Here is a 21,590-nt window from a genome sequence, read left to right on the forward strand (position 1 = left end):
GGGCTCATGCCAGCAAGCTTAGCGGGTCTTGTTCAGATGTCCATAAGACAACGCTTAGTTGAACAATCCCTGTACGTGATGAATGCCCTCTTTCGCCAGCTGGAAGGCAATAAACCACATCACCAGCCCCACCAGGGTATTGATAATGCGCTGCGCTTTGGCGGTACGCAGTCGTGGTGCCAGCCATGCCGCCAGGATCGCAAGACCAAAGAACCAGAGGAAGGAGGCGCTGACCGTACCGAGCGCAAACCAGCGTTTGGGCTCAACGTCCAGCTGTCCACCCAGGCTGCCGAGCACCACGAACGTATCAAGATAAACGTGCGGGTTAAGCCATGTCACGGCGAGCATGGTGACGATAATCTTCCAGCGCCCTTGCTTCATCACTTCGGCGCTCGCCAGCTCAAGATTGCTGCTCATGGCCGTTTTCAGGGCGCCAAACCCGTACCACAGCAGAAACGCTACGCCGCCCCAGGTAACCAGCGCCAGCAGCCACGGCGACTGCATCAACAGGGCGCTGCCGCCAAAAATCCCGGCGCAAATCAGCAGCAGATCGCTCACCGCGCACAGCAGGGCAATCATCAGATGGTACTGACGGCGGATGCCCTGATTCATCACGAACGCATTTTGTGGACCAAGGGGAAGGATCATGGCCGCACCTAACGCAAGCCCTTGAAAATAGTAAGATAACATAACGTAATTCTCGCAGAGTTGTCCTTGGGCAGACTATACTGCGGGAACGACATTAGAGGAAATGGATAATATTAATTGGGGATTAGCGAGGCTAATAAAAGAAAAGCCCGGTGTCGCTGATGCTTACCGGGCCTACGGAGACGTTACTCTGCTTCTTTGACTTTTTTGACGTTTACATCCATCTGCGGGTACGGGAAGCTGATGCCGTTAGCATCGAAGTCACGCTTAATGCGCTCCAGCACATCCCAGTATACATTTTGCAGATCGCTGCTTTTGCTCCAGATGCGCACCACAAAATTAATGGATGATGCGCCCAGTTCATTCAGACGAACGGTCTGCTCGCGGTCCTTCAGAATACGGTCATCTGAAGCAATGATGTTGGTAATCAGAGACTTCACCTGATCGATATCGGAATCGTACGCCACGCTGATGATCAGCTCGTTACGACGCACCGGCTCGCGGGAGAAGTTAATGATATTGCCGGCAATGATTTTCCCGTTCGGTACCACCACAATACGACCGTCGACAGTACGCAGAGTGGTAGAGAAAATCTGTACCTGCAACACGGTACCCGCGATCCCGCCTAAATCCACGTATTCACCGGAACGGAACGGACGGAAGGTTACCAGCAGTACGCCCGCCGCCAGGTTCGACAGCGAACCCTGTAATGCCAGACCAATGGCCAGACCGGCAGCACCGAGCACAGCGATGACGGATGCCGTCTGCACGCCGACACGCCCCAGCGCCGCAATCAGCGTAAAGGCGATGATGCCGTAACGCACAAGCGCGGAGAGGAAATCGGCGACCGTGGCGTCAATGTGACGTGCAACCATCACTCGATTGACCGCGTTCGATACGATACGCGCCACGATCATCCCGACAATGATGATGGCAATAGCGGCAACAATATTCACAGCGTAGCTCAGCAGTAGCGCCTGGTTGCGCACCAGCCAGTTACCCGCGTGATTGATGCTGTCTACAACATCAAGTTGTTCCATTTATTCTTCCTTTTGCTAAACCAAAACACAAAATCTATCCCTTAAGGGGACAGGCAGGTCAGTAAAGGGTAAACAAAAAGAGCGGGTAATGCCAAACAGATCACAAAATCAGGTATTGCAGGATATTGAAAAAGCATAAAAAAAGGCCCGCATTTGCGGGCCTTCTGATGTGCTGTCAGCAGTACAAATTACAGAACGTCAACCGCGTTCAGTTCTTTGAATGCCTGCTCCAGACGAGTAATCATAGAAGTCTGGGCAGCGCGCAGCCATACGCGTGGATCGTAGTATTTCTTGTTCGGCTGGTCTTCGCCTTTCGGGTTGCCCAGCTGACCTTGCAGGTAAGCTTCGTTGGTTTTGTAGTATTGCAGGATACCGTCCCAGGTTGCCCACTGGGTGTCGGTATCGATGTTCATTTTCACTACGCCGTAGCTTACGGAATCTTTGATTTCCTGAGCAGAAGAACCGGAACCGCCGTGGAAGACGAAGTTCAGGCTGTTGTGCGGCAGGTTGTGTTTCTTAGACACATATTCCTGAGAATCACGCAGGATGGTCGGGGTCAGAACCACGTTACCTGGCTTGTACACGCCGTGCACGTTACCGAAGGATGCTGCGATGGTGAAGCGTGGGCTGATTTTGCTCAGCTCGGTGTAAGCGTAATCAACGTCTTCTGGCTGAGTGTACAGAGCAGAAGCGTCCATGTGGCTGTTGTCCACACCGTCTTCTTCACCGCCGGTGCAACCCAGTTCGATTTCCAGGGTCATGCCCATTTTGGACATACGCGCCAGGTACTTAGAGCAGATCTCGATGTTTTCTTCCAGAGACTCTTCGGACAGGTCGATCATGTGAGAAGAGAACAGTGGCTTACCGGTTGCTGCGAAGTGTTTTTCACCTGCGTCCAGCAGACCGTCGATCCATGGCAGCAGTTTTTTCGCGCAGTGGTCAGTGTGCAGGATAACCGGAACACCGTAGTGCTCAGCCATCTGGTGAACATGATGTGCGCCAGAGATAGCACCCAGGATAGCAGCGCCCTGAGGAACGTCAGTTTTCACGCCTTTACCTGCGATGAACGCAGCGCCGCCGTTAGAGAACTGAACGATAACCGGTGCTTTAACTTTTGCAGCGGTTTCCAGTACGGCATTGATGGAGTCGGTACCTACGCAGTTAACTGCTGGCAGAGCGAAGTTGTTTTCTTTAGCTACCTGGAACACTTTCTGTACGTCATCACCAGTGATAACGCCAGGTTTTACGAAATCAAAAATTTTAGACATGTTGCTTAGTCCTGTATCTTCGGCCGTTAGAAAAGGTGCGAGCTCTGATAAGCGCGCTGAAAATTGGGCAGGTTTCCCTGCCCCTGAATGGCTTACTTCTTAGCGCGCTCTTCGAGCATTGCTACTGCTGGCAGGACTTTGCCTTCCACGAATTCGAGGAATGCGCCGCCACCAGTGGAGATGTAGGAGATCTTGTCAGCGATACCGAACAGGTCGATAGCTGCCAGGGTGTCACCACCGCCTGCGATAGAGAACGCTTCGCTGTCTGCGATAGCGTTAGCCACGATTTCAGTCCCTTTGCGGAAGTTCGGGAATTCGAACACGCCGACAGGACCGTTCCACAGGATAGTTTTTGCGTTTTTCAGGATTTCAGCCAGTTTCTGTGCAGAAACGTCGCCCAGGTCCAGAATCTGCTCTTCATCTTTGATGTCATTAACAGATTTAAGGGTTGCGGTAGCAGTTTCGGAGAACTCGGTCGCCACGCGAACGTCAGTTGGAACCGGGATATCACAGGTGCTCAGCAGACGTTTGGCTTCGTCAACCAGATCCGCTTCGTAAAGGGATTTACCCACGTTGTGGCCTTGCGCAGCAACGAAGGTGTTCGCGATACCACCGCCAACGATCAGCTGGTCAGCAATTTTGGACAGAGAATCCAGAACGGTCAGTTTGGTAGAAACTTTAGAACCACCAACGATAGCGACCATCGGACGAGCAGGTTCTTTCAGTGCTTTACCCAGCGCTTCCAGTTCGTCAGCCAGCAGTGGACCTGCACAGGCGACGTCTGCGAATTTACCGATACCGTGGGTAGAAGCCTGCGCACGGTGAGCCGTACCGAATGCATCCATCACGAATACGTCGCACAGCGCAGCGTATTTTTTGGACAGGGTTTCGTCGTCTTTCTTTTCGCCTTTGTTGAAGCGAACGTTTTCCAGAACAACCAGCTCACCTTCAGCAACTTCTACGCCGTCCAGGTAATCTTTCACCAGGCGAACCGGGTTGGACAGTTTGTCTTTCAGGTAATTAACAACCGGCAGCAGAGAGAACTCTTCGTTGTACTCGCCTTCAGTTGGACGGCCCAGGTGGGAGGTGACCATCACTTTAGCGCCCTGCTTCAGAGCCAGTTCAATGGTTGGCAGAGATGCACGGATACGCGCGTCGCTGGTCACTTTGCCATCTTTAACCGGTACGTTCAGATCGGCACGGATGAAAACGCGTTTACCTGCCAGATCCAGATCGGTCATCTTAATTACAGACATGGTGAATCCTCTCGTTGATTCTTAAAGTTTTGCAAGCGCAAGGTGCGCTCTACCTGAAACCTTTTGCGGCCATGGCTAACGTGGTGTCGAGCATTCGGTTAGCAAAGCCCCATTCGTTATCACACCAGACCAGCGTCTTGATGAGGTGCGCACCACTGACTCGCGTCTGCGTGCCATCCACGATGGCGCTGTGCGGGTCGTGGTTAAAATCTACTGAGACCAACGGTAATTCCGTATAGTCAACTATACCATGAAATGCTCCCTGTGCCGCTTTTTGCAGCAACAGGTTGACTTCACAGGCTTTTACCGGTTTTTTCACCGTCACGCTAAGATCGATTGCGGTGACGTTTATCGTCGGGACGCGCACGGCAATCGCTTCGAAACGGTCGTTAAACTGCGGGAAAATACGCGTGATCCCGGCAGCCAGTTTCGTATCCACCGGAATGATGGACTGGCTCGCCGCGCGAGTGCGTCGTAAATCCGGATGGTAGGCGTCGATAACCTGCTGATCGTGCATGGCGGAGTGAATCGTGGTCACGGTACCGGATTCAATGCCATACGCATCGTCTAACAGTTTAATGACCGGAATAATGCAGTTGGTGGTACAGGAGGCGTTGGAGACAATGCGGTGTTCAGCCTGCAGCTCGTGCTGGTTGACACCAAACACGACGGTGGCGTCGAGGTCGTGACTGCCGGGATGGGAGAACAGCACTTTTTTCGCGCCAGCATTCAGATGCGCTTCGCCATGTTCACGGTTACCGTACACGCCGGTACAGTCCAGCACCACATCCACACCCAGTTCGCGCCAGGGCAGCTCTTCAATACTGTTCTCATGCAGCACGCGGATGGCATCGTCACCGACGAACAGCTGTTCCCTTTCCTGGCGAACGTCCCAGGCAAAGCGACCGTGGCTGGTGTCATATTTCAACAAATGCGCCATGCCCGCAGCATCCGCCAGTTCATTGATTGCCACCACGGTGATTTCCGCACGACGCCCGGATTCATATAAAGCACGAACCACGTTGCGCCCGATGCGACCGAAGCCATTAATCGCTACGCGTACGGTCATAGATCTCCTGCAAAGCTATCCCTGAGTTTGAGGTGGCTGAAAGAGTAATCCAGCGACGCCCGAAGGGGAATCCTTGCTGTCACAAACTGCGATTGATTGGTCAATTGTCGTACATTTAATCGACTGAAACGCTTCAGCAAGAATAAGCGAATCGGGGAATAAAAGGAATCTCTGTCCAGATTAAGAGCGATTTTATCTGATCTCCATCACATTTTTCCGGAATAATCCCTTTTCTTCCCGCCACGTAAAACGCGGCGGGTTGACCGGTGCACCCATGGAAAGCCGCGAAGGATCAGACGAGTCGGTATTCGCCATTTGCCGACATCATCAGTTCCACATTGGCAGAACGGCTGTGACGCAAAACACGCTCCACGTTTGGCCCGTCGGTGCGCGCATAAAACGCGTCGGCGTCGGCCTGAGAGAGTCCCCCGGCCAGCTTACGCCCTACCAGGCGCGTACGTAACGCTTCAGCGGGCGCGCGAATGAACAATGAAAAATCGCAATATTCCATCAGCGTTCGCCATCGTTCGTCATCAAGCAGCAGCCAGTTACCCTCAACAATCACGACAGGGGCCGTTACCACAATAGCCTCTTCGACAGGATCGTGCGTTTGTCGGTCATACTGCGGCCAGGTACTGTCGCCTTCTTTTATCTGCCGCAGATGTTGCGCAAGCCTGTCGACATCAAAGGTGTCGGGCGCGCCTTTGTACGCACGCAGGTTATGGGCCTCAAGCCACGCGTTGTAGTGATGAAAACCATCCATCGGCAACGTCTGGATCGGCGGCATCCCCTCCATCTGACGAGAGAGGAATTCCCAGAAGGCGGTCAACGTAGATTTGCCCGTCCCGGGCGGCGCGCTGAGAAAAACAATCGTACGTTTGCTGGCGCTGGCAGAATGCAGTTTCGCCAGTTGCCGCAGCAAAGGCTTATGAACATTTTCGATTTCGTCATCAGGGTAATGTGCTTCTACATGTAGCCCGTTAACCGTTAGCCCAATTTTCACGGCGTCAGTTCCTTTAAAATTGTCGTTACCGCCAGGGTGAGCGCCGTCTTGATCATTGCGGTAAAGCGCACCTCAGACCATGCGGCAAAGTCAGCAAATTTCATCGACTCCAGCGCGCTGAATAACGTCGCGTTACGGGTGATGCAATTAACGTTGCTGATAAAATCCCAGGTGATGTCATCGGCGAAGCCAGGGATCGTATCCTGCTCTTTCAGATACTGATAAAACTGCGAAAAATGCGTAATGTCGGCGTAGAGCCATTTTTCCATTTTCCCCAGCGCATAGATCAGTCGTAACGCCACATCAATGTCATCAAGCGGCCCACTCCGGGCGAGTAACGGCTTCACTGCATATTCCACGATCTCTTCATCGTTATCGACAAACAGCGACGGCAGAAAACATTTAATGCCCTGGAGCAAAAAAGACTGTGCCGTCGTCATGAATGCGAGGAGGTTATTCTGAGCATCCAGTTGCTCAAGCACATCGTCTTCTGTCAGCGTCGTCATTTGTATCTCGATAAATCACCGTGAATGCAGAGAGTCTATTATATTACACGTTCGATCTGCGCCGCCGATCAGTAAAGTTTGCGTGCGCACACCCTTCGCAACCTGTTGAATACCTTTAACCAGTTCGCCGCCCGTCACGCCCGTCGCGCTGAACAGGATGTCATTGCCCTTTACCAGTTCGCTAAGGGTATAGATACGATTGACTTCCACTTTCATCTCCGCACAGCGGCAGTGCTCCTGCATGGCGACCCGACGGTTCTCAGGACTCTCCCCTTTCGCTTCACAGAAATCGATCAGTTCCGCCTGCATATCGCCGCCCAGCGCTTTCACCGCGCAGGCGGAGATCACCCCTTCCGGCGCGCCGCCTGTGGTGTACATCAGATCATAAGGATTATCCTGTAAGCAGGTCAGTACGCTGGCAGCGACATCGCCATCGGGCAACGCAAACACTTTCACGCCCAGCTGCGTCGCCTCGGCAATTGCATTTTGCAGGCGCGGTTTGTCCAGCGTCACCATCCGCAGATGCTCCAGCGGCTTGCCCAGCGCCCGGGCAACGTTGCGAAGGTTTTCTGCCAGCGGGAGATCGAGGCTGATTGCCCCGGCGGCCGCTGCGTTAACCACCAGTTTTTTCATGTACATATCAGGGGCATGAAACAGGCTGCCCTCAGGCGCAAACGCCATCACTGCCAGAGCATTGCTTTGCCCCATCGCCACCATGCGGGTGCCCTCTATGGGGTCGACGGCAATATCTACCGCCGGGCCGACACCGCTTCCAACCTCCTCACCAATCCACAGCATTGGCGCATGGTCAATCTCACCTTCGCCGATGACGATACGCCCGCGAATCGCTATCGCGTTTAGCGCCTCGCGCATGGCGGTTACCGCCAGCCCGTCGATTCGGTTTTTATCGCCGCATCCGGTTTGCGGCCAGGCGGCCAGCGCCGCCTGTTCCGTAACGCGAAAGAGCGGCCATGCCAGAGACATCATGCTGCCGCCTCCCCAATATCCACCCCAAACTTCGCCAGCAAATAGCGCTCTGCTTTTTCATTCCAGATGCCGTGAGTCTCTTCCACAAGCCTTGCCAGCTCCCGGAAAAGCGGATCGGTTTTACCCTTTTCGGCAAAATCGGCAATGGCCGTTAACGGCATGGTGACACCGTTATAGATAAGCTTCTTGCCTCCAGGAATGTCCGGCAGGTTGAGTACCGTATGCGGCACCGCATCAAGGCCGCCGATGTGGGTCACCATAAACGACGGCTGAAGCTGGCCCGTCGCACTCAGCGCAATCGCCTCTTTCATGTCCTCCGTCGAGCCGCCGGAGGTGCCCACCACGTGGGTACTGTTGTAATGGACGTTGTAAAAATTAAACGGCACCTTGAAATTGCTGTCCGTTGGTCCGGCGAAGAAATTCAGGCACCCGTCCTCGGCGAGAAGATTGTCTGCCAGTTCAATGACCGCCGGAACCGCGGCATAGACAAACACGTCGTCGAAGCCGACATTGTCAGTTAATGCGCGTAACGTAGCGGCCGGGTTCTCCAGTTCAGAGGTATTGACATAGATAAGCTCAATACCCTTTTGTGCCGCCAGCTCAACCGGCAGAAGTTTTTCCGCCTGCGCAAGACGGGCCTCATCAATATCTACCACCACAACGCGCGACGGCTGAATCCCGCCGTTAATCGCATAATCAATAGCGCCAATTCCCATCGGCCCGGCGCAGGCCAGAAGCGCAATATTACCTCCCGGTTTCACACCCATCCGGTGCTCATAGACATATTGCGTCGTATGATAATTGGCGTTATACGCGCCGATAATGCAGCACATGGGTTCCGCCAGCGAAGCCGCCGCAAAATAGGAACCGTGATAAGGTAAAACGCAGCCCAGATTAATCGCGACTTCTGGAATAATCATATACGTCGCATTGCCGCCAAAATATTCGTAGCTGTAACCAGCGGAATAACCGCTCGGCAATCCCATTGCCGGTTGTAAAACAAAGCGCTGACCTTTTTTATATTTCCCGGCAAGGTTTTTTCCGACCTCAACAATCACCCCGGCACATTCATGTCCGGTAATGACCGGATGATTTTCCAGATCGTCCGGCACACGTTTATGTTCACTGCCTAATTTGGCTGCCTTCCAGGTGGATAAACAAACGCTGTCGGAAATTACGCTCACCAGCAGTTCATTGTCGCTTATTTCGGGCAGTTCGAATTCGCGGATACGAACATCCTGCTTGCCATAAATGGCAGCCACTTTCGTTTTCATAATGACTCCAGGAACCAGATAGATTAATTCGCCGTTAGATGCTTAAATAATTCGTCAAGCTTCGGATCGCCGAGATAGTTTTTTATCAACACTAACGGTTTGTCACTGACCCGTTTAGCGCGCCCCTCCAGGCTGGCATGGGTAACAATAATGTCCGCGTCGTCAGGCACATTTTCGATGGCATAATGTTTTACTTCGATATTTTGTCCGGCTTTTTCCAGGCGCTTCCGGAATGTCGTCGCGCCCATAGCGCTGGAGCCCATTCCGGCATCGCAGACAAAAGCGATATGCTTAACATCCTGGTAAGAAAACTTGCCTTCCTGCTTCATGGCTTTAACGGCGTTGGCAGAATCATTGAAAGTTTCTTCCGTTTCAGCTTCGCTATTTTTATCCATCTTCAGGATAAAAGAGGCGACCGCAAAGGTGACCAACGAGCCTGCCGTTACGCCAGCAATCGTGGCGAGGAATGCGCCTTTAGGCGTTAACGCGAGGTAGGCGAAAATCGAACCCGGACTTGGGCCAGCCACCAGTCCACCGCCTAACAGGTTAAATACCCACGTCCCGCTCATGCCGCCAGCAATCATCGCAATCAGCGTCAGTGGTTTCATCAGTACGTAAGGGAAATAGAGCTCATGAATGCCGCCCAGGAAGTGAATGATCATCGCGCCGGGGGCTGACTTTTTCGCCATTCCTTTGCCGAAAAAAGCAAAAGCCAGCAGCAGGCCTAAACCCGGCCCGGGGTTGGAGGCCACCATAAAGAAGATGGATTTACCCGTCTCGGAAGCCTGCTGCATCCCCAGCGGATAATAAACCCCCTGATCGATAGCGTTATTTAAAAACAGGATTTTTGCCGGTTCGTTAATCAACGACAGCAGCGGCAAGTAGCCTGCATGTACCAGTGATTCAATACACTCTTTAATAAAGTTATTGGCAATCGACACCGCAGGACCGATGACTTCAAACCCCAGCAGGCAGAGGATCATGCCCGCAATACCCAGCGAGAAGTTGTTGATGACCATCTCAAAACCCGCTGGAATGCGTTTATCCAGCATTCGGTCGATATGCTTAATCACCAGGCCGCCGAGTGGCCCCATGATCATTGAGCCGAGGAACATAGGAATATCCGCGCCGATGATCACGCCGATAGTGCCGATCCCCCCCATCACCGCCCCACGTTTGCCGCCAACCAGGTGTCCACCGGTAGAGCCAATCATCACCGGCAGTAAATAGGTGATCATCGGTCCGACAATTTTGGCGAAATGCTCATTTGGCATCCATCCGGTTGGTATAAATAATGCGGTAATAAATCCCCAGGCAATAAAAGCGCCAATATTCGGGATGACCATTGCAGTCAAAAAGCCCCCAAAAGCCTGGACCTTTGCACGAGCAGACTTGTGTTCCATAATAATATCCTGTAAAGGAGAGAATAATTATGCGCGAGCGATAATATCCGCCAGTTGCTTTTCTGACTTAGCGGTTAACAACGCTGACAGCATATCTTCTTCACATAATAATTCGCTTAATGCCTGGATAGCGTCGATATGTGAATCCGCATCCGCCGCAGATAAACCAATGAGTAATTTTACGGGCTCATCGTCGTCGGCAAATTGCACTTCCTGTTTAAGAAGCGTTAATGACATACCTGTTTTTAAGGCACCGCACTCCGGACGGGCATGAGGCATCGCTACACCCGGAGCGAGAATGTAATAAGGACCATTAGTGAGCGTCGAGGTTTTAATTGCCTCAATATAATCAGCGTTAATACAATGATTTTGCAGCAAAGACGACATGGAAAAATCAATGGCTTCCTGCCAGTCCTTTGCTGCGGATTTTATTGATATTGAGGATTCAGGGAAATAATCAATTAACCGCATATATCATCCTTATTTTATTTTTAGGGTACAACGTATCGCTAAAAACAAAATACGCCTGCGGTAAAATGAAATCAAACGGAGAGAAAATAGCGAGCATGTCAGAGTGGATTTTAATAAAACGAATAAAAACAGATCGTTAAAAACAAGAAATTAAAAAGCAAGTCTATATATGTGATATCCATTGCAAATTCAACATATTATAACCTTTCGTATTTGTGATGGAAATCACCAAATATATGTTGTTAACACCAAATAAAATACCACCAAAATAAAAACGGGCCGCCTGAGCGACCCGTTTTGCCTCACGGAGAGATTTACAGCAGTTCTTTCGCTTTAGCGACAACGTTCTCAACGGTGAAGCCGAACTCTTCGAACAGCAGCTCTGCCGGAGCAGATTCACCGAACGTGGTCATACCGACGATAGCGCCGTTCAGACCCACGTATTTGAACCAGTAATCAGCGATACCCGCTTCCACTGCCACCCGAGCGGAGACCGCTTTAGGCAGTACAGATTCGCGGTACGCGGCATCCTGCTTGTCGAACGCATCGGTAGACGGCATGGAAACCACGCGCGCTTTCACGCCTTCAGCAGTCAGTTTTTCCCATGCGGCAACGGCCAGTTCAACTTCAGAACCGGTCGCGATAAAGATCAGCTCAGGCTGGCCCGCGCAATCTTTCAGCACGTAACCACCGCGGGCGATGTTTGCCAGCTGCTCTGGGGTACGTTCCTGCTGCGCCAGGTTCTGACGGGAGAGGATCAGCGCGGTCGGGCCGTCCTGACGCTCAACGCCGTATTTCCACGCCACCGCAGATTCAACCTGGTCACATGGACGCCATGTGCTCATGTTCGGGGTCACGCGCAGGGAAGCCACCTGCTCTACCGGCTGGTGAGTTGGACCATCTTCGCCCAGACCGATGGAGTCGTGGGTGTAGACCATCACCTGACGCTGTTTCATCAGCGCAGCCATACGCACGGCGTTACGTGCATATTCTACGAACATCAGGAAGGTAGAGGTGTACGGCAGGAAACCACCGTGCAGAGCGATACCGTTGGCAATCGCGGTCATACCGAATTCACGTACACCATAATGGATGTAGTTACCGGCAGTGTCTTCGTTGATTGGCTTAGAGCCAGACCACAGGGTCAGGTTAGATGGCGCCAGGTCAGCGGAGCCGCCGAGGAATTCTGGAAGCAGAGGACCAAACGCTTCGATCGCATTCTGAGACGCTTTACGGCTGGCGATTTTAGACGGGTTCGCCTGCAACTTCGCGATGAACTCGTTCGCTTTCGCGTCGAAGTCAGACGGCATGTCGCCTTTCATACGACGGGTGAATTCAGCCGCTTCCTGTGGGAAGGCTTTCGCGTAAGCCGCGAACTTCTCGTTCCAGGCCGCTTCTTTCGCCTGGCCCACTTCTTTCGCATCCCACTGCGCGTAGATTTCAGATGGGATTTCGAAGGCAGGGTGTTTCCAGCCAAGCGCTTCACGGGTCAGTGCGATTTCCGCGTCGCCCAGTGGTGCGCCGTGGGAGTCGTGAGTGCCCGCTTTGTTCGGAGAACCGAAGCCGATGATGGTTTTGCACATCAGCAGGGACGGTTTGTCGGTCACGGCGCGCGCTTCTTCTACGGCACGTTTAATCGAGTCAGCATCGTGGCCATCAACGCCGCGCACAACGTGCCAGCCGTAGGCTTCGAAACGTGCGGCGGTGTCGTCAGTGAACCAGCCTTCAACGTGACCGTCGATGGAGATGCCGTTGTCGTCGTAGAACGCAACCAGTTTACCCAGCTTCAGGGTGCCTGCCAGGGAGCACACTTCGTGAGAAATGCCTTCCATCATGCAGCCGTCGCCCAGGAACGCATAGGTGAAGTGGTCAACGATGTCGTGGCCAGGACGGTTGAACTGTGCCGCCAGGGTCTTCTCAGCAATCGCCATACCCACGGCATTCGCAATGCCCTGCCCCAGCGGACCGGTAGTGGTTTCAACGCCAGCGGTGTAGCCCACTTCCGGGTGACCTGGAGTTTTGGAGTGCAGCTGACGGAAGTTTTTCAGCTCTTCGATTGGCAGATCGTAGCCAGTGAGGTGCAGCAGGCTGTAGATCAGCATAGAGCCATGGCCGTTAGACAGCACGAAACGGTCGCGGTCTGCCCATGCCGGGTTCTGCGGGTTGTGGTTAAGGAAATCACGCCACAGGACTTCGGCGATGTCAGCCATGCCCATAGGGGCGCCCGGGTGGCCGGATTTGGCTTTCTGTACTGCGTCCATGCTCAGCGCACGAATAGCATTAGCAAGCTCTTTACGTGAGGACATTTTAACTCCAGATCGGACTGTTAAAGGCCATGCCCTTGACGACAGCGCGTTTTGGGCTACGCCGGAAAAAAGTGCCAACAATGTAACCCAAGCCGCAGGGCATGTACATGGACCATTCTTTTGCAGCTTAAGAAATCTCTGGATCATGCTCGCATGTTGCGCAATCTACTCGCCCGCCCCTGTAGATATTCCTTATACTTAGCCCGACACCGGCTTCGTTGACGGTGCATTTTTCGGAATTAATTCAGATTAACGAGTACGGAAGCAACATCATGAAAATGCGTGCAATTGGGCTGGCTGTGGGAACAACGCTCCTGCTAAGCGGCTGTCAGAATATGGATTCTAACGGCCTGATGACCTCAGGCGCAGAAGCTTTTCAGGCCTACTCATTGAGCGATGCGCAGGTGAAAGCGCTGAGCGACGAGGCCTGTAAGGATATGGATGGAAAAGCTACGCTTGCCCCGGCAAACAGCACCTACACGCAGCGTCTGAACAAGATTGCTTCCGCGCTGGGCGACAACATTAACGGTCAGCCGGTGAACTACAAGGTGTATATGGCGAAAGACGTAAACGCCTTCGCGATGGCTAACGGCTGTATCCGCGTTTACAGCGGCCTGATGGACATGATGACCGACAACGAAGTGGAAGCGGTGATCGGCCATGAAATGGGTCACGTTGCTCTCGGTCACGTGAAGAAAGGGATGCAGGTTGCGCTGGGCACCAATGCCGTGCGTGCTGCGGCGGCCTCTGCGGGCGGCATTGTCGGCAGCCTGTCCCAGTCGCAGCTGGGCGACGTGGGTGAGAAACTGGTTAACTCCCAGTTCTCCCAGCGTCAGGAGTCGGAAGCGGATGACTACTCTTACGATCTGTTGCGCAAACGCGGCATCAATCCATCGGGTTTAGCCACCAGCTTCGAAAAACTGGCGAAACTGGAGGAAGGCCGTCAAAGCTCCATGTTTGACGATCACCCGGCCTCCGTTGAACGCGCGCAGCATATCCGTGACCGCATGGCGGCAGACGGAATTAAATAAAACTTCGGCCCGGTGCGCGCCGCGCTACCGGGCAACAAGGCTCAATCAGTACAGCGTTTTCTGTGGCGGCCCGGCAAACTTCAGGGCGCCAATCTGCCCCATCCGCACTTCTACCACCGACGGCCCCGGCATCGCCAGCGCTTCCGTCATCACCGCATCAAAGTCCTCAGCCCGCTCAACGCTCCAGGCCTGTAGGCCAATCGCCTGCGCCAGCAGGGTAAAGTCCGGTGTATGCAGTTCGTTATAATACTGACGCCCGCCAAAATATTTATCCTGAATACCGCGCATTACGCCGTAGCCCCCGTCGTTCATGATGAGCAGCGTCACGTTGGCTTTCTCCTGCGCCAGCGTCGCCAGCTCGCCTAAATTCAGGCTCAGGCCGCCGTCGCCCACCAGTCCCACCACCCTGCGCTGCGGGTTAGCAATCGCGGTGCCGATGGCCATCGGCAGTCCCATACCAATCGCCCCGGCGAGGGAGTGAATGTTCAGCAGCGGACCGTTAGCCCTGAACAGGCGGCTACCCCACAGGCTGCCGGACACGGTGATATCGCGCACCAGCAGGCCGTCTTTCGGCAGGGCTTTTTCTATGGCGTCGTTAAGCTTCGCATAGGCGCCGCACTGCTCGCGCAGCCCCTGCTCAGCTTGCCCGACCGCCTGCTGCACCTGCATATCCCACTGGGCGTTGCCCCACTCGCGGCCCTGCACTTTTTTAGCCAGCGCGCCAAGCAGCGCTGAACAATCGGCTATCAACGTGCTATCCATCAAGTAGTTACGGCTGGCTGCCGCCGGGTCGATATCAATCTGCACGCGCGGGGACGGCAGCTCAAGCGTCCAGGAGCGGGTTTCGTTGCTGCGCAGACGTGAACCGGCCACCAGCGTAAAATCACACTGCGCAATCAGCGCCTCCACCGACGGCGAGTTGTGGAACGCCCGCAGGCTGGCGCGGTGGTCGTCCGGCAGCACGCCGCGCGCGTGGGTGCTGGAAATCACGGTGATGCCCGCATCCGCCAGTTTTTTCACCGCCTCAGCGCTTCCCAGCGCCCCGCCGCCCAGCCACAGCAGCGGCTGTTTCGCCTGTTTGAGTTGCGCCCACAGCGCGTCAACCATCCCGGTATCCACGGCTGGAACCGATGCCGGTTTGACCGGGGCGGTTACCAGCGACAGCGGAATTTTGGCGCCCTGAATATCAATCGGGATTTCCACCGAAACCGGTCCGCACGGCGGGGTCTGCGCGTCCTGGATGGCTTTATGCAGAATGGCTATCGCCTGATTCGCATTGCTGATACGGTACGCCCGTTTTGAGCTGGCCTTCAGGAAGGTCAGCTGATCGCGGGTTTCATGGATAAACCCGGTGTCGGCGTCCAGCCAGGCTTTCTCTACCTGCCCGGTTAAATGCAGCAGCGGCGTGCAGGCATTCATCGCTTCCACCAGCGCGCCTACCGCGTTCCCGGCCCCCGCGCCGGTGCTGGTCAGCGCCACGCCGAGGCCGGAAAAGCGCCCGTGGGCATCGGCCATGGTGACGGAACCGGCTTCACCGCGCGCGGGCACAAAGCGGATATTGCCCCGCTGCCCAACCGCATCCGCTATCGGCAGGTTGTGAATGGAGATGACGCCGTAGATGGCCTCAACCTGATACTGCTCCAGCGTTCTGGCGATGGCGTCGCCGACGGTTATCATTTCGCTCATTGCTCACCCTTTCTCAGTCGCACCAATGGTTGACGCTGTTACCCATCGCCAGATAAATGCTCTTTTGTTGCATCCAGGCTTTCAGCCCCTGGATACCCTTCTCGCGGCCCAGACCGCTCTCTTTAAAGCCCCCGAACGGGGTCGAAATCGCAAAAACTTTGTAGGTGTTGATCCACACCGTGCCTACCTCCAGCTGCTCGCTGAGACGCAGGGCGCGCCCGGTATCGCGCGTCCAGATCCCCGCCGCCAGGCCGTAAACCGAGTCGTTCGCCTCGCTGATCAACGCCGCTTCATCGCCAAACGGCATCGCCACCAGCACCGGGCCGAAGATCTCCTCCTGACAGGCGCGAGCGCTGTTGTTTAGCCCTTCGATAATGGTTGGCTGGAAAAAGCTGCCGTTTGCCAGAGCGGGATCGGCAGGGATCTCGCCGCCGCACAGCACGCGGCCCCCTTCCCGCTTCGCCAGTTCGACGTACTCGATCACGCTCTGGCGATGTTTCTCGCCGATCAGCGGTCCTACATGCACGCCGTCGGTAAACGGATGCCCGACGCGCAGCCCGCGAGTTAATTCCAGCAGCCTCGCCATCAGCGGGGCGTAAATACTCTCGTGGATAAACAGCCGCGATCCGGCGATGCACGCCTGCCCCGCCGAGCTGAAAATGCCGTAGCAGATCCCGCGCGCCGCCTGTTCGATATCGGCATCCTCCAGCACGATGGTCGGCGATTTGCCGCCCAGTTCCAGCGAGGCCGGGATCAGTTTTTCCGCCGCCACGTGCGCCAGATGACGGCCCGTAGTGGTTCCGCCGGTAAAGGAAATTTTGCGCACGCAAGGATGACGCGCCAGCGCATCGCCAATCACCGAGCCTTTGCCCGGCAGCACGCTCAGCAGCCCGGCGGGCAGCCCGGCCTGTTCAAAAATCCGCGCCAGCTCCAGCGCCATCAGCGGCGTGGCTTCGGCGGGCTTGAGGATCACCGCGTTCCCGGCGGCAATCGCCGGTGCGACCTTCTGCATTTCGCTGGCAATCGGCGAGTTCCACGGCGTGATGGCCGCTACCACGCCAAGGGGCTCGTAGCGGCTCAGCGTCAGCAGATCCGGCTGGCGCGGTGTCGGAAGTTCACCCTCCAGCAGCTCGCAGGCGGCGGCAAAGTAGCGCGCCGTTCCCGCCGCGCTCATCACCAGCCCGCACGCTTCCGCCAGCGGCTTGCCGTTATCCCGGCTCTGCATCTGCGCCAGTTCATCCACACGGGATTCAATAAGATCCGCCACCTTGTGCAGGATCTTCGCCCGCACGTGCGGCAGGCTGTTACGCCAGGCGGGATCGCGCCAGGCGCGCTCTCCGGCGTCTACCGCCTCCTCCAGGTCATCCAGACTGGCGGCGTTCAGCGTCGCGTTGATCGACCCGTCTGCCGGGAAGTGGCTCTGCATCGGGTTACCTCCGCCGTGTCGCCACTGGCCGCCGATAAAAATCTTCAGATCGTCCATCGTCACTCCTCAGCTCAGGGCCAGCTCGCGGCAGGCGCGCACCGCGCTCAGTGCCGCCAGGGTGGAGGTTTTAGGGTTAGACGCCAGCGGCAGCCCGCTCAGCTCCAGATGGAATTCGCCAAACAGCCCTTCGACGTGCAGCGTGTGGGTGTTACGTTTCGTTGCCGGGTCAACCATCAGCTGCACGCGGGTGTCATCCATCCCGACGCCGCCGAGCGCCACGGTCGCCGCTACGTTGGCGTTCGCCGGGAACAGCCGCGCCGCCTCGCGAGCGCTGCCTTCAAAAAAGACCTTTGCCTCAGCCACTGAATTCAGATCGATAAGCTGCTCGGCATAGCTGCCGCGCCAGCTGGCCGGGCTTTTGCGCGACTGATAGGTGACGCGTTCAAGCCCACCCTCTTTCGCTGCCGCCAGCCCGTCGATACCGGCCACTGCACCGGAAAGCAGAGTCAGTTTTCCGCCCGCGGCGAGCAGACGCTGCTCCAGCGCGCTGTCCGCCAGCGCGCCGGTGGAAATGACGGCCAGATGCCAGCCGCGACGCAGGATCTCTTCCCCGTACTGGGCCACCGCCTGCTGGCTGGCGCATTCCAGCACCAGATCCGGCGTTTGCGCGCACGCCATTGGCGACGTCAGCGCCTCGACCGCATCGCCAAACTGGTCGTGAATGGCGGCATGGTGAGACGCGCGCGCCACGATCCAGCCGATAGCCACACCGGCGGGCAGGCGCTCAATCACCGCCTGCGCCATGGCACCAAAACCAATCAACATTACCTTTTTCATGAGGCGTCCTTACAGATGGCGACAGAAGCCGCCGGAAACGTCCAGCGCGGCGCCGGTGGTAAACGAGGCCAGCGGCGAGGCGAGGAACAGCAGCGCCTGCGCGGGCTCCTGCGGCCTGCCGAGGCGCGCCATTGGAATGCCGCGCTTGCGCGCGATATCCGCCGTCCACTCCGGCCAGCTCTGGCTTTTGTCCGCCCGGTTTTCAAAGCGGCGCTGCCACTGGCCGGACTCCACCATGCCGAGCAAAATGGAATTGACGCGAATGCCTTTACCCACCAGCTCTTTCGAGAGCGTCAGCGTCATGTTCAGCAGCGCGGCACGAGCAGCGGAGGTAGCGATCATGTGCTCCTCCGGCTGTAGCGCCAGCAGGGAGTTGACGCAGGTAACAGAGGCAATGTCTGACTGCTCCAGCAGCGGCTGAAACGCCTGCACCGGATTGATGACGCCAAACAGCTTCAGCCCTGCCTCGTGCAGCCACGCCTCGCGCGGGGTGTCATGGAAGTGCGCCACGTAGCCCTGCCCGGCGTTGTTGATCAGCAGATCCGCCGCGCCAAAGCGCGCCTGCACCGCATCCGCAAAGGCCTGAACCTCGTCGGCGTTCAGCACGTCGCAGCGGTAAGAAAAAATCTCCCCGTGGGGGAATTCGTTTTGCAGCGTCGCATGGGCGCTGGCGAGCCGGTCCGGGTCACGGCCGCAGAAGGCAACTTTCGCCCCTTCCCCCAGCAGCAGGCGCAGCGTTTCAAAGCCAATGCCAGAAGAACCGCCGGTGACTACCGCTACGCGCCCGTCAATTTGTGCATTCATCGCGCACCTCTTCGTTAATGCGTAAAAGCTGTTGGTTGAAAAACACGTCGTTATCGAGATAGCTGGCGTGCCCGGCCTGCGGAATGGCGGTATACGGCATGCCGTAGCGCAGCGCCAGCCCCTGCACCAGTTCGGGCTGCGTTATCGCGTCCTGCTCGCCGCACCAGACTTCAAACGTGCCGGAGTATCGTTTAAGCCAGCCGTGAATGTCGTCATGCGCCAGCATCCACGCGGCGGCAAGGTAGCCTTCCGGGCGCAGCGTGCGCATGCCCGCCGCGACGGTGGCGATATCTTCCGCGCGCGCGCCGGGGCGCAGCAGCTTCGCGGCACGGGTCTGGGCGAGGATTTCGCCGCCCAACGCCATCTGCTGCTCGCGGTTGCGCCAGACCTGCTCCCGCTGCTCCGGCGCGGCATTGCCGTAGCCCTGCGCAGCGTCGGCCAGTACAAGATGAATGATGCGATCCGGGAACTTCGCCGCAAAGGCACTTGCGACCAGCGCCCCCAGGGAATGGCCCACCAGCACCGCCTGCCAGACACCGGCGCGATCCAGCATCGCCGCCAGCACGTCGGCGTAATCCCCCGCGTTTGCCCGCGCGACGGCCAGCATCGGGCTTTCGCCATAACCGGGCATGTCCCACGCCAGCACGCGAAAACCGTTCAGCGCCATCTGCTTGTGCCAGGACGCAGCGCCAGAGCTGATCCCGTGTAGCAGCATCAGCGGAATGCCGCTTCCCTGTTCACGAAAACCCGTCATGGCGCCCCCTTAGTTCCGCTTCACTTTCGAGAGCGGATGGTCGGACGGATAGGTCGGGATTTCCGGCTTGTTGGTCCCCAGCATGACGCACATCAGCGCCTCTTCTTCCCCGTGGTTAAACAGGCCGCGATAGATGCCCGGCGGGACGGAGATCAGGTCACGCTCGCGCAGCACGGTTTCGGTGTAGTTGTCGCCGTCCTGGATCATCAGCGTGATCTGCCCCTTGAGCATGAAGAACACCTCTTCCACGTCGTCGTGCAGGTGCAGCGGCCCTTCGCACTTCGACGGCAGTACCATGGTCGAGAAGGTAAAATGGTCCGCCTGCACGGTGTTGGTGTCGTTCGCTACGCCGGTTGCGCCGGTGCCGATGTAGCGCATCTGCGCCCGGCGGTATTTTGGGTCAAAATCGGCCTGGAACTTCAGCGCGTTCCAGTCGTATTTACGGCCTTCGAAGCGCGCGATGCGCGACTCGACCCACTCCTCCATCGTCAGATGGTCAGGTTTGATGCCCGTTTTGTGGGTTACGGTTGAATCAGTCATGACACTCTCCTCAGTAACGTCTCAGCAGCGGCAGTAACAGGACGCAGCCCACCGCCGCCATCACCGCCAGAAAAATCAGCCCGGAATCCATGCTGTGGGTGAAGGCGATAAGCGCGCCCATCACCGCCGGCGACAGCGCGCCTGCAAAGTTTCCCAGCCCGTTGAAAATGCCGCCCGCCGTGGCGCTCACCCGGGGATGGGTGGCCTTCGCCAGCAGGGCGAAAATGTTGGGCGCGCCGGTGCCCCACATAAAGGTGCTGAAGCTCATCGCCGCGATGACGGCGAGCGGGGTATCGAGGTGCATCACCGCCGCCAGCCCCACCGCCGCCCCCGCCATCGAGATAAAGCAGGCCGCCGCGCGCTTATCGACCCTGTCCGAGAGCCACGCGCCAATCACTTCCCCCGCCAGCATGGCGATGAACGGCATCGACGACAGCCAGCCTGCATGCTCAAGGTGAATGCCTTTGCCTTTGATCAGGTAGCCCGGCAGCCAGCCGTTGATGCCCCACAGGTAGGTCAGGAACGCGATGTTAAAGATGCAGATGATCCAGAAGTGCGGGCTGACGAACAGCTCGCGCCGCGCGGCACGCCGCTCGTCCTGTGACGCCTGCGAAGTGCCGGGTTTAGCCTCCAGACGGATCCCGCGCAGGCCGATGCGCACAAAGATAAGCACCGGCACGGTAAGCATGGCCATGACAAAGAAGGTGCTCTGCCAGCCGAATGTGTTCAGCAGCCAGAGGGAGAGCGGGAAGCCAATTGCTGCCCCTACCGGTGTGCCCAGCAGCCACAGCATGGTGGCGCGCGCCTGCAGATGCTGCGGGAAGTTGTGGCGCACGATGGCGAAAGCCAGCGGGAACAGCGGCCCTTCCGCCACGCCCAGCAGGATGCGCAGGACGATCATCAGCGTGTAGTTATGGGTAAAGCCCATCGCCACCATCAGCACGCACCACACAGCCATCATCCCGGTGAGCAGGCGCAGCGGCGCGATTTTGTCGCCTAAACCGCTCAAAAATACCGACGAAAAGCCGTAGCTCAGCAGGAAGGCGCTCATCAATATGCCGAGGCGCGTGGTGTCGAAATCAATGCCCATCGCCTGCTGGAAATGGGTATCCGAAAAGAGCGCCGCGATGCTGATTTTGTCGAAAAACGCCAGCAGCACGCAGGCCAGCAGCGACAACGGGATGGCCCAGCGCACCGCTTTTTCGGGCGTGCGGGTCCCCTCACCGCTCGCCTCAACCGGCGCGGTGTTCGTCTCTAGTGTGGTCATCTCTCCCCCTACGG

At 56.6% G+C, this 21,590-nt stretch carries 20 protein-coding genes; 1 reads left to right on the forward strand and 19 read right to left on the reverse strand.

Going from position 1 to position 21,590, the window contains the following annotated elements; all coding sequences use genetic code 11:
* Positions 1–54 precede the first annotated feature (54 nt).
* The 12 genes from argO to tkt all read right to left on the reverse strand — a co-directional run bounded on the left by argO (position 55) and on the right by tkt (position 13,231).
* A complete protein-coding gene (argO, locus tag ACQG2Q_RS19220; protein WP_003860085.1) occupies positions 55–690 on the reverse strand; it encodes an arginine exporter ArgO in 636 nt (211 codons plus the stop codon).
* Positions 691–833: 143 nt separating this feature from the next.
* The gene (locus ACQG2Q_RS19225; protein ID WP_022649325.1) at positions 834–1,688 is read right to left on the reverse strand and encodes a small-conductance mechanosensitive channel MscS; all 855 of its coding nucleotides are present in this window, start codon (positions 1,686–1,688) and stop codon (positions 834–836) included.
* A gap of 188 nt (positions 1,689–1,876) precedes the next feature.
* Positions 1,877–2,956 (reverse strand): class II fructose-bisphosphate aldolase, encoded by a 1,080-nt coding sequence (gene fbaA, locus ACQG2Q_RS19230; RefSeq protein WP_017692704.1) that lies wholly within the window; start codon positions 2,954–2,956, stop codon positions 1,877–1,879.
* Between the two features lie 92 nt (positions 2,957–3,048).
* Positions 3,049–4,212, reverse strand: a complete 1,164-nt coding sequence (pgk, locus tag ACQG2Q_RS19235; protein ID WP_023298554.1) for a phosphoglycerate kinase — start codon at positions 4,210–4,212, stop codon at positions 3,049–3,051.
* Positions 4,213–4,261: 49 nt separating this feature from the next.
* Positions 4,262–5,281, reverse strand: a complete 1,020-nt coding sequence (epd, locus tag ACQG2Q_RS19240) for an erythrose-4-phosphate dehydrogenase (protein ID WP_022649326.1) — start codon at positions 5,279–5,281, stop codon at positions 4,262–4,264.
* A 292-nt stretch (positions 5,282–5,573) separates the two neighbouring features.
* Complete coding sequence (locus tag ACQG2Q_RS19245; RefSeq protein WP_063850035.1) at positions 5,574–6,284, reverse strand: nucleoside/nucleotide kinase family protein; 711 nt, start codon at positions 6,282–6,284, stop codon at positions 5,574–5,576.
* Entirely contained in the window at positions 6,281–6,790 is a 510-nt protein-coding gene (locus ACQG2Q_RS19250) for an MltR family transcriptional regulator (protein ID WP_022649328.1), read from the reverse strand. The genes ACQG2Q_RS19245 and ACQG2Q_RS19250 overlap by 4 nt, the downstream gene beginning before the upstream one ends.
* Positions 6,791–6,805: 15 nt before the next feature.
* Positions 6,806–7,777 carry a class II fructose-bisphosphatase gene (glpX, locus tag ACQG2Q_RS19255; protein ID WP_047352993.1) on the reverse strand — a complete coding sequence of 324 codons (972 nt, stop codon included), beginning with the start codon at positions 7,775–7,777 and terminating at the stop codon, positions 6,806–6,808.
* Complete coding sequence (locus ACQG2Q_RS19260) at positions 7,774–9,051, reverse strand: zinc-binding dehydrogenase (RefSeq protein WP_063850037.1); 1,278 nt, start codon at positions 9,049–9,051, stop codon at positions 7,774–7,776. Before ACQG2Q_RS19260 ends, glpX begins: the two co-directional genes overlap by 4 nt.
* A gap of 23 nt (positions 9,052–9,074) precedes the next feature.
* Positions 9,075–10,454 (reverse strand): PTS mannitol transporter subunit IICB, encoded by a 1,380-nt coding sequence (locus ACQG2Q_RS19265; protein WP_063850039.1) that lies wholly within the window; start codon positions 10,452–10,454, stop codon positions 9,075–9,077.
* A 27-nt stretch (positions 10,455–10,481) separates the two neighbouring features.
* Positions 10,482–10,925: a PTS mannitol transporter subunit IIA gene (gene cmtB, locus ACQG2Q_RS19270; RefSeq protein ID WP_045623023.1), complete on the reverse strand. Its 444-nt coding sequence runs from the start codon at positions 10,923–10,925 to the stop codon at positions 10,482–10,484.
* Positions 10,926–11,239: 314 nt separating this feature from the next.
* The gene (gene tkt / locus ACQG2Q_RS19275; RefSeq protein ID WP_022649333.1) at positions 11,240–13,231 is read right to left on the reverse strand and encodes a transketolase; all 1,992 of its coding nucleotides are present in this window, start codon (positions 13,229–13,231) and stop codon (positions 11,240–11,242) included.
* 272 nt (positions 13,232–13,503) lie between these two features.
* Between tkt and ACQG2Q_RS19280 the strand changes: the two genes are divergently transcribed.
* Positions 13,504–14,262, forward strand: a complete 759-nt coding sequence (locus tag ACQG2Q_RS19280) for a M48 family metallopeptidase (RefSeq protein ID WP_003860073.1) — start codon at positions 13,504–13,506, stop codon at positions 14,260–14,262.
* Between the two features lie 45 nt (positions 14,263–14,307).
* Here ACQG2Q_RS19280 and ACQG2Q_RS19285 read toward each other — a convergent pair whose 3' ends face one another.
* From ACQG2Q_RS19285 to ACQG2Q_RS19315, 7 genes are read right to left on the reverse strand one after another with little or no spacing between them, the layout of a single operon-like run.
* Positions 14,308–15,948, reverse strand: coding sequence for a thiamine pyrophosphate-binding protein (locus ACQG2Q_RS19285; RefSeq protein WP_063150139.1), 1,641 nt, complete (start codon positions 15,946–15,948; stop codon positions 14,308–14,310).
* 13 nt (positions 15,949–15,961) lie between these two features.
* The gene (locus ACQG2Q_RS19290) at positions 15,962–17,431 is read right to left on the reverse strand and encodes an aldehyde dehydrogenase (RefSeq protein WP_063850043.1); all 1,470 of its coding nucleotides are present in this window, start codon (positions 17,429–17,431) and stop codon (positions 15,962–15,964) included.
* A 9-nt stretch (positions 17,432–17,440) separates the two neighbouring features.
* Entirely contained in the window at positions 17,441–18,211 is a 771-nt protein-coding gene (locus tag ACQG2Q_RS19295; RefSeq protein ID WP_023306904.1) for an aspartate dehydrogenase, read from the reverse strand.
* A 9-nt stretch (positions 18,212–18,220) separates the two neighbouring features.
* On the reverse strand, positions 18,221–19,015 hold the full coding sequence (locus ACQG2Q_RS19300) for an SDR family oxidoreductase (protein WP_063850045.1): 795 nt from the start codon (positions 19,013–19,015) through the stop codon (positions 18,221–18,223).
* Entirely contained in the window at positions 18,999–19,769 is a 771-nt protein-coding gene (locus tag ACQG2Q_RS19305) for an alpha/beta fold hydrolase (protein ID WP_063850047.1), read from the reverse strand. Before ACQG2Q_RS19305 ends, ACQG2Q_RS19300 begins: the two co-directional genes overlap by 17 nt.
* Positions 19,770–19,778: 9 nt before the next feature.
* Entirely contained in the window at positions 19,779–20,309 is a 531-nt protein-coding gene (locus ACQG2Q_RS19310) for a cupin domain-containing protein (RefSeq protein ID WP_022649339.1), read from the reverse strand.
* A gap of 10 nt (positions 20,310–20,319) precedes the next feature.
* Positions 20,320–21,576: an MFS transporter gene (locus ACQG2Q_RS19315; protein WP_022649340.1), complete on the reverse strand. Its 1,257-nt coding sequence runs from the start codon at positions 21,574–21,576 to the stop codon at positions 20,320–20,322.
* Positions 21,577–21,590: the final 14 nt, after the last annotated feature.

This window comes from Enterobacter cloacae complex sp. 370H10, assembly GCF_050031535.1.
GTDB lineage: Bacteria > Pseudomonadota > Gammaproteobacteria > Enterobacterales > Enterobacteriaceae > Enterobacter > Enterobacter intestinihominis.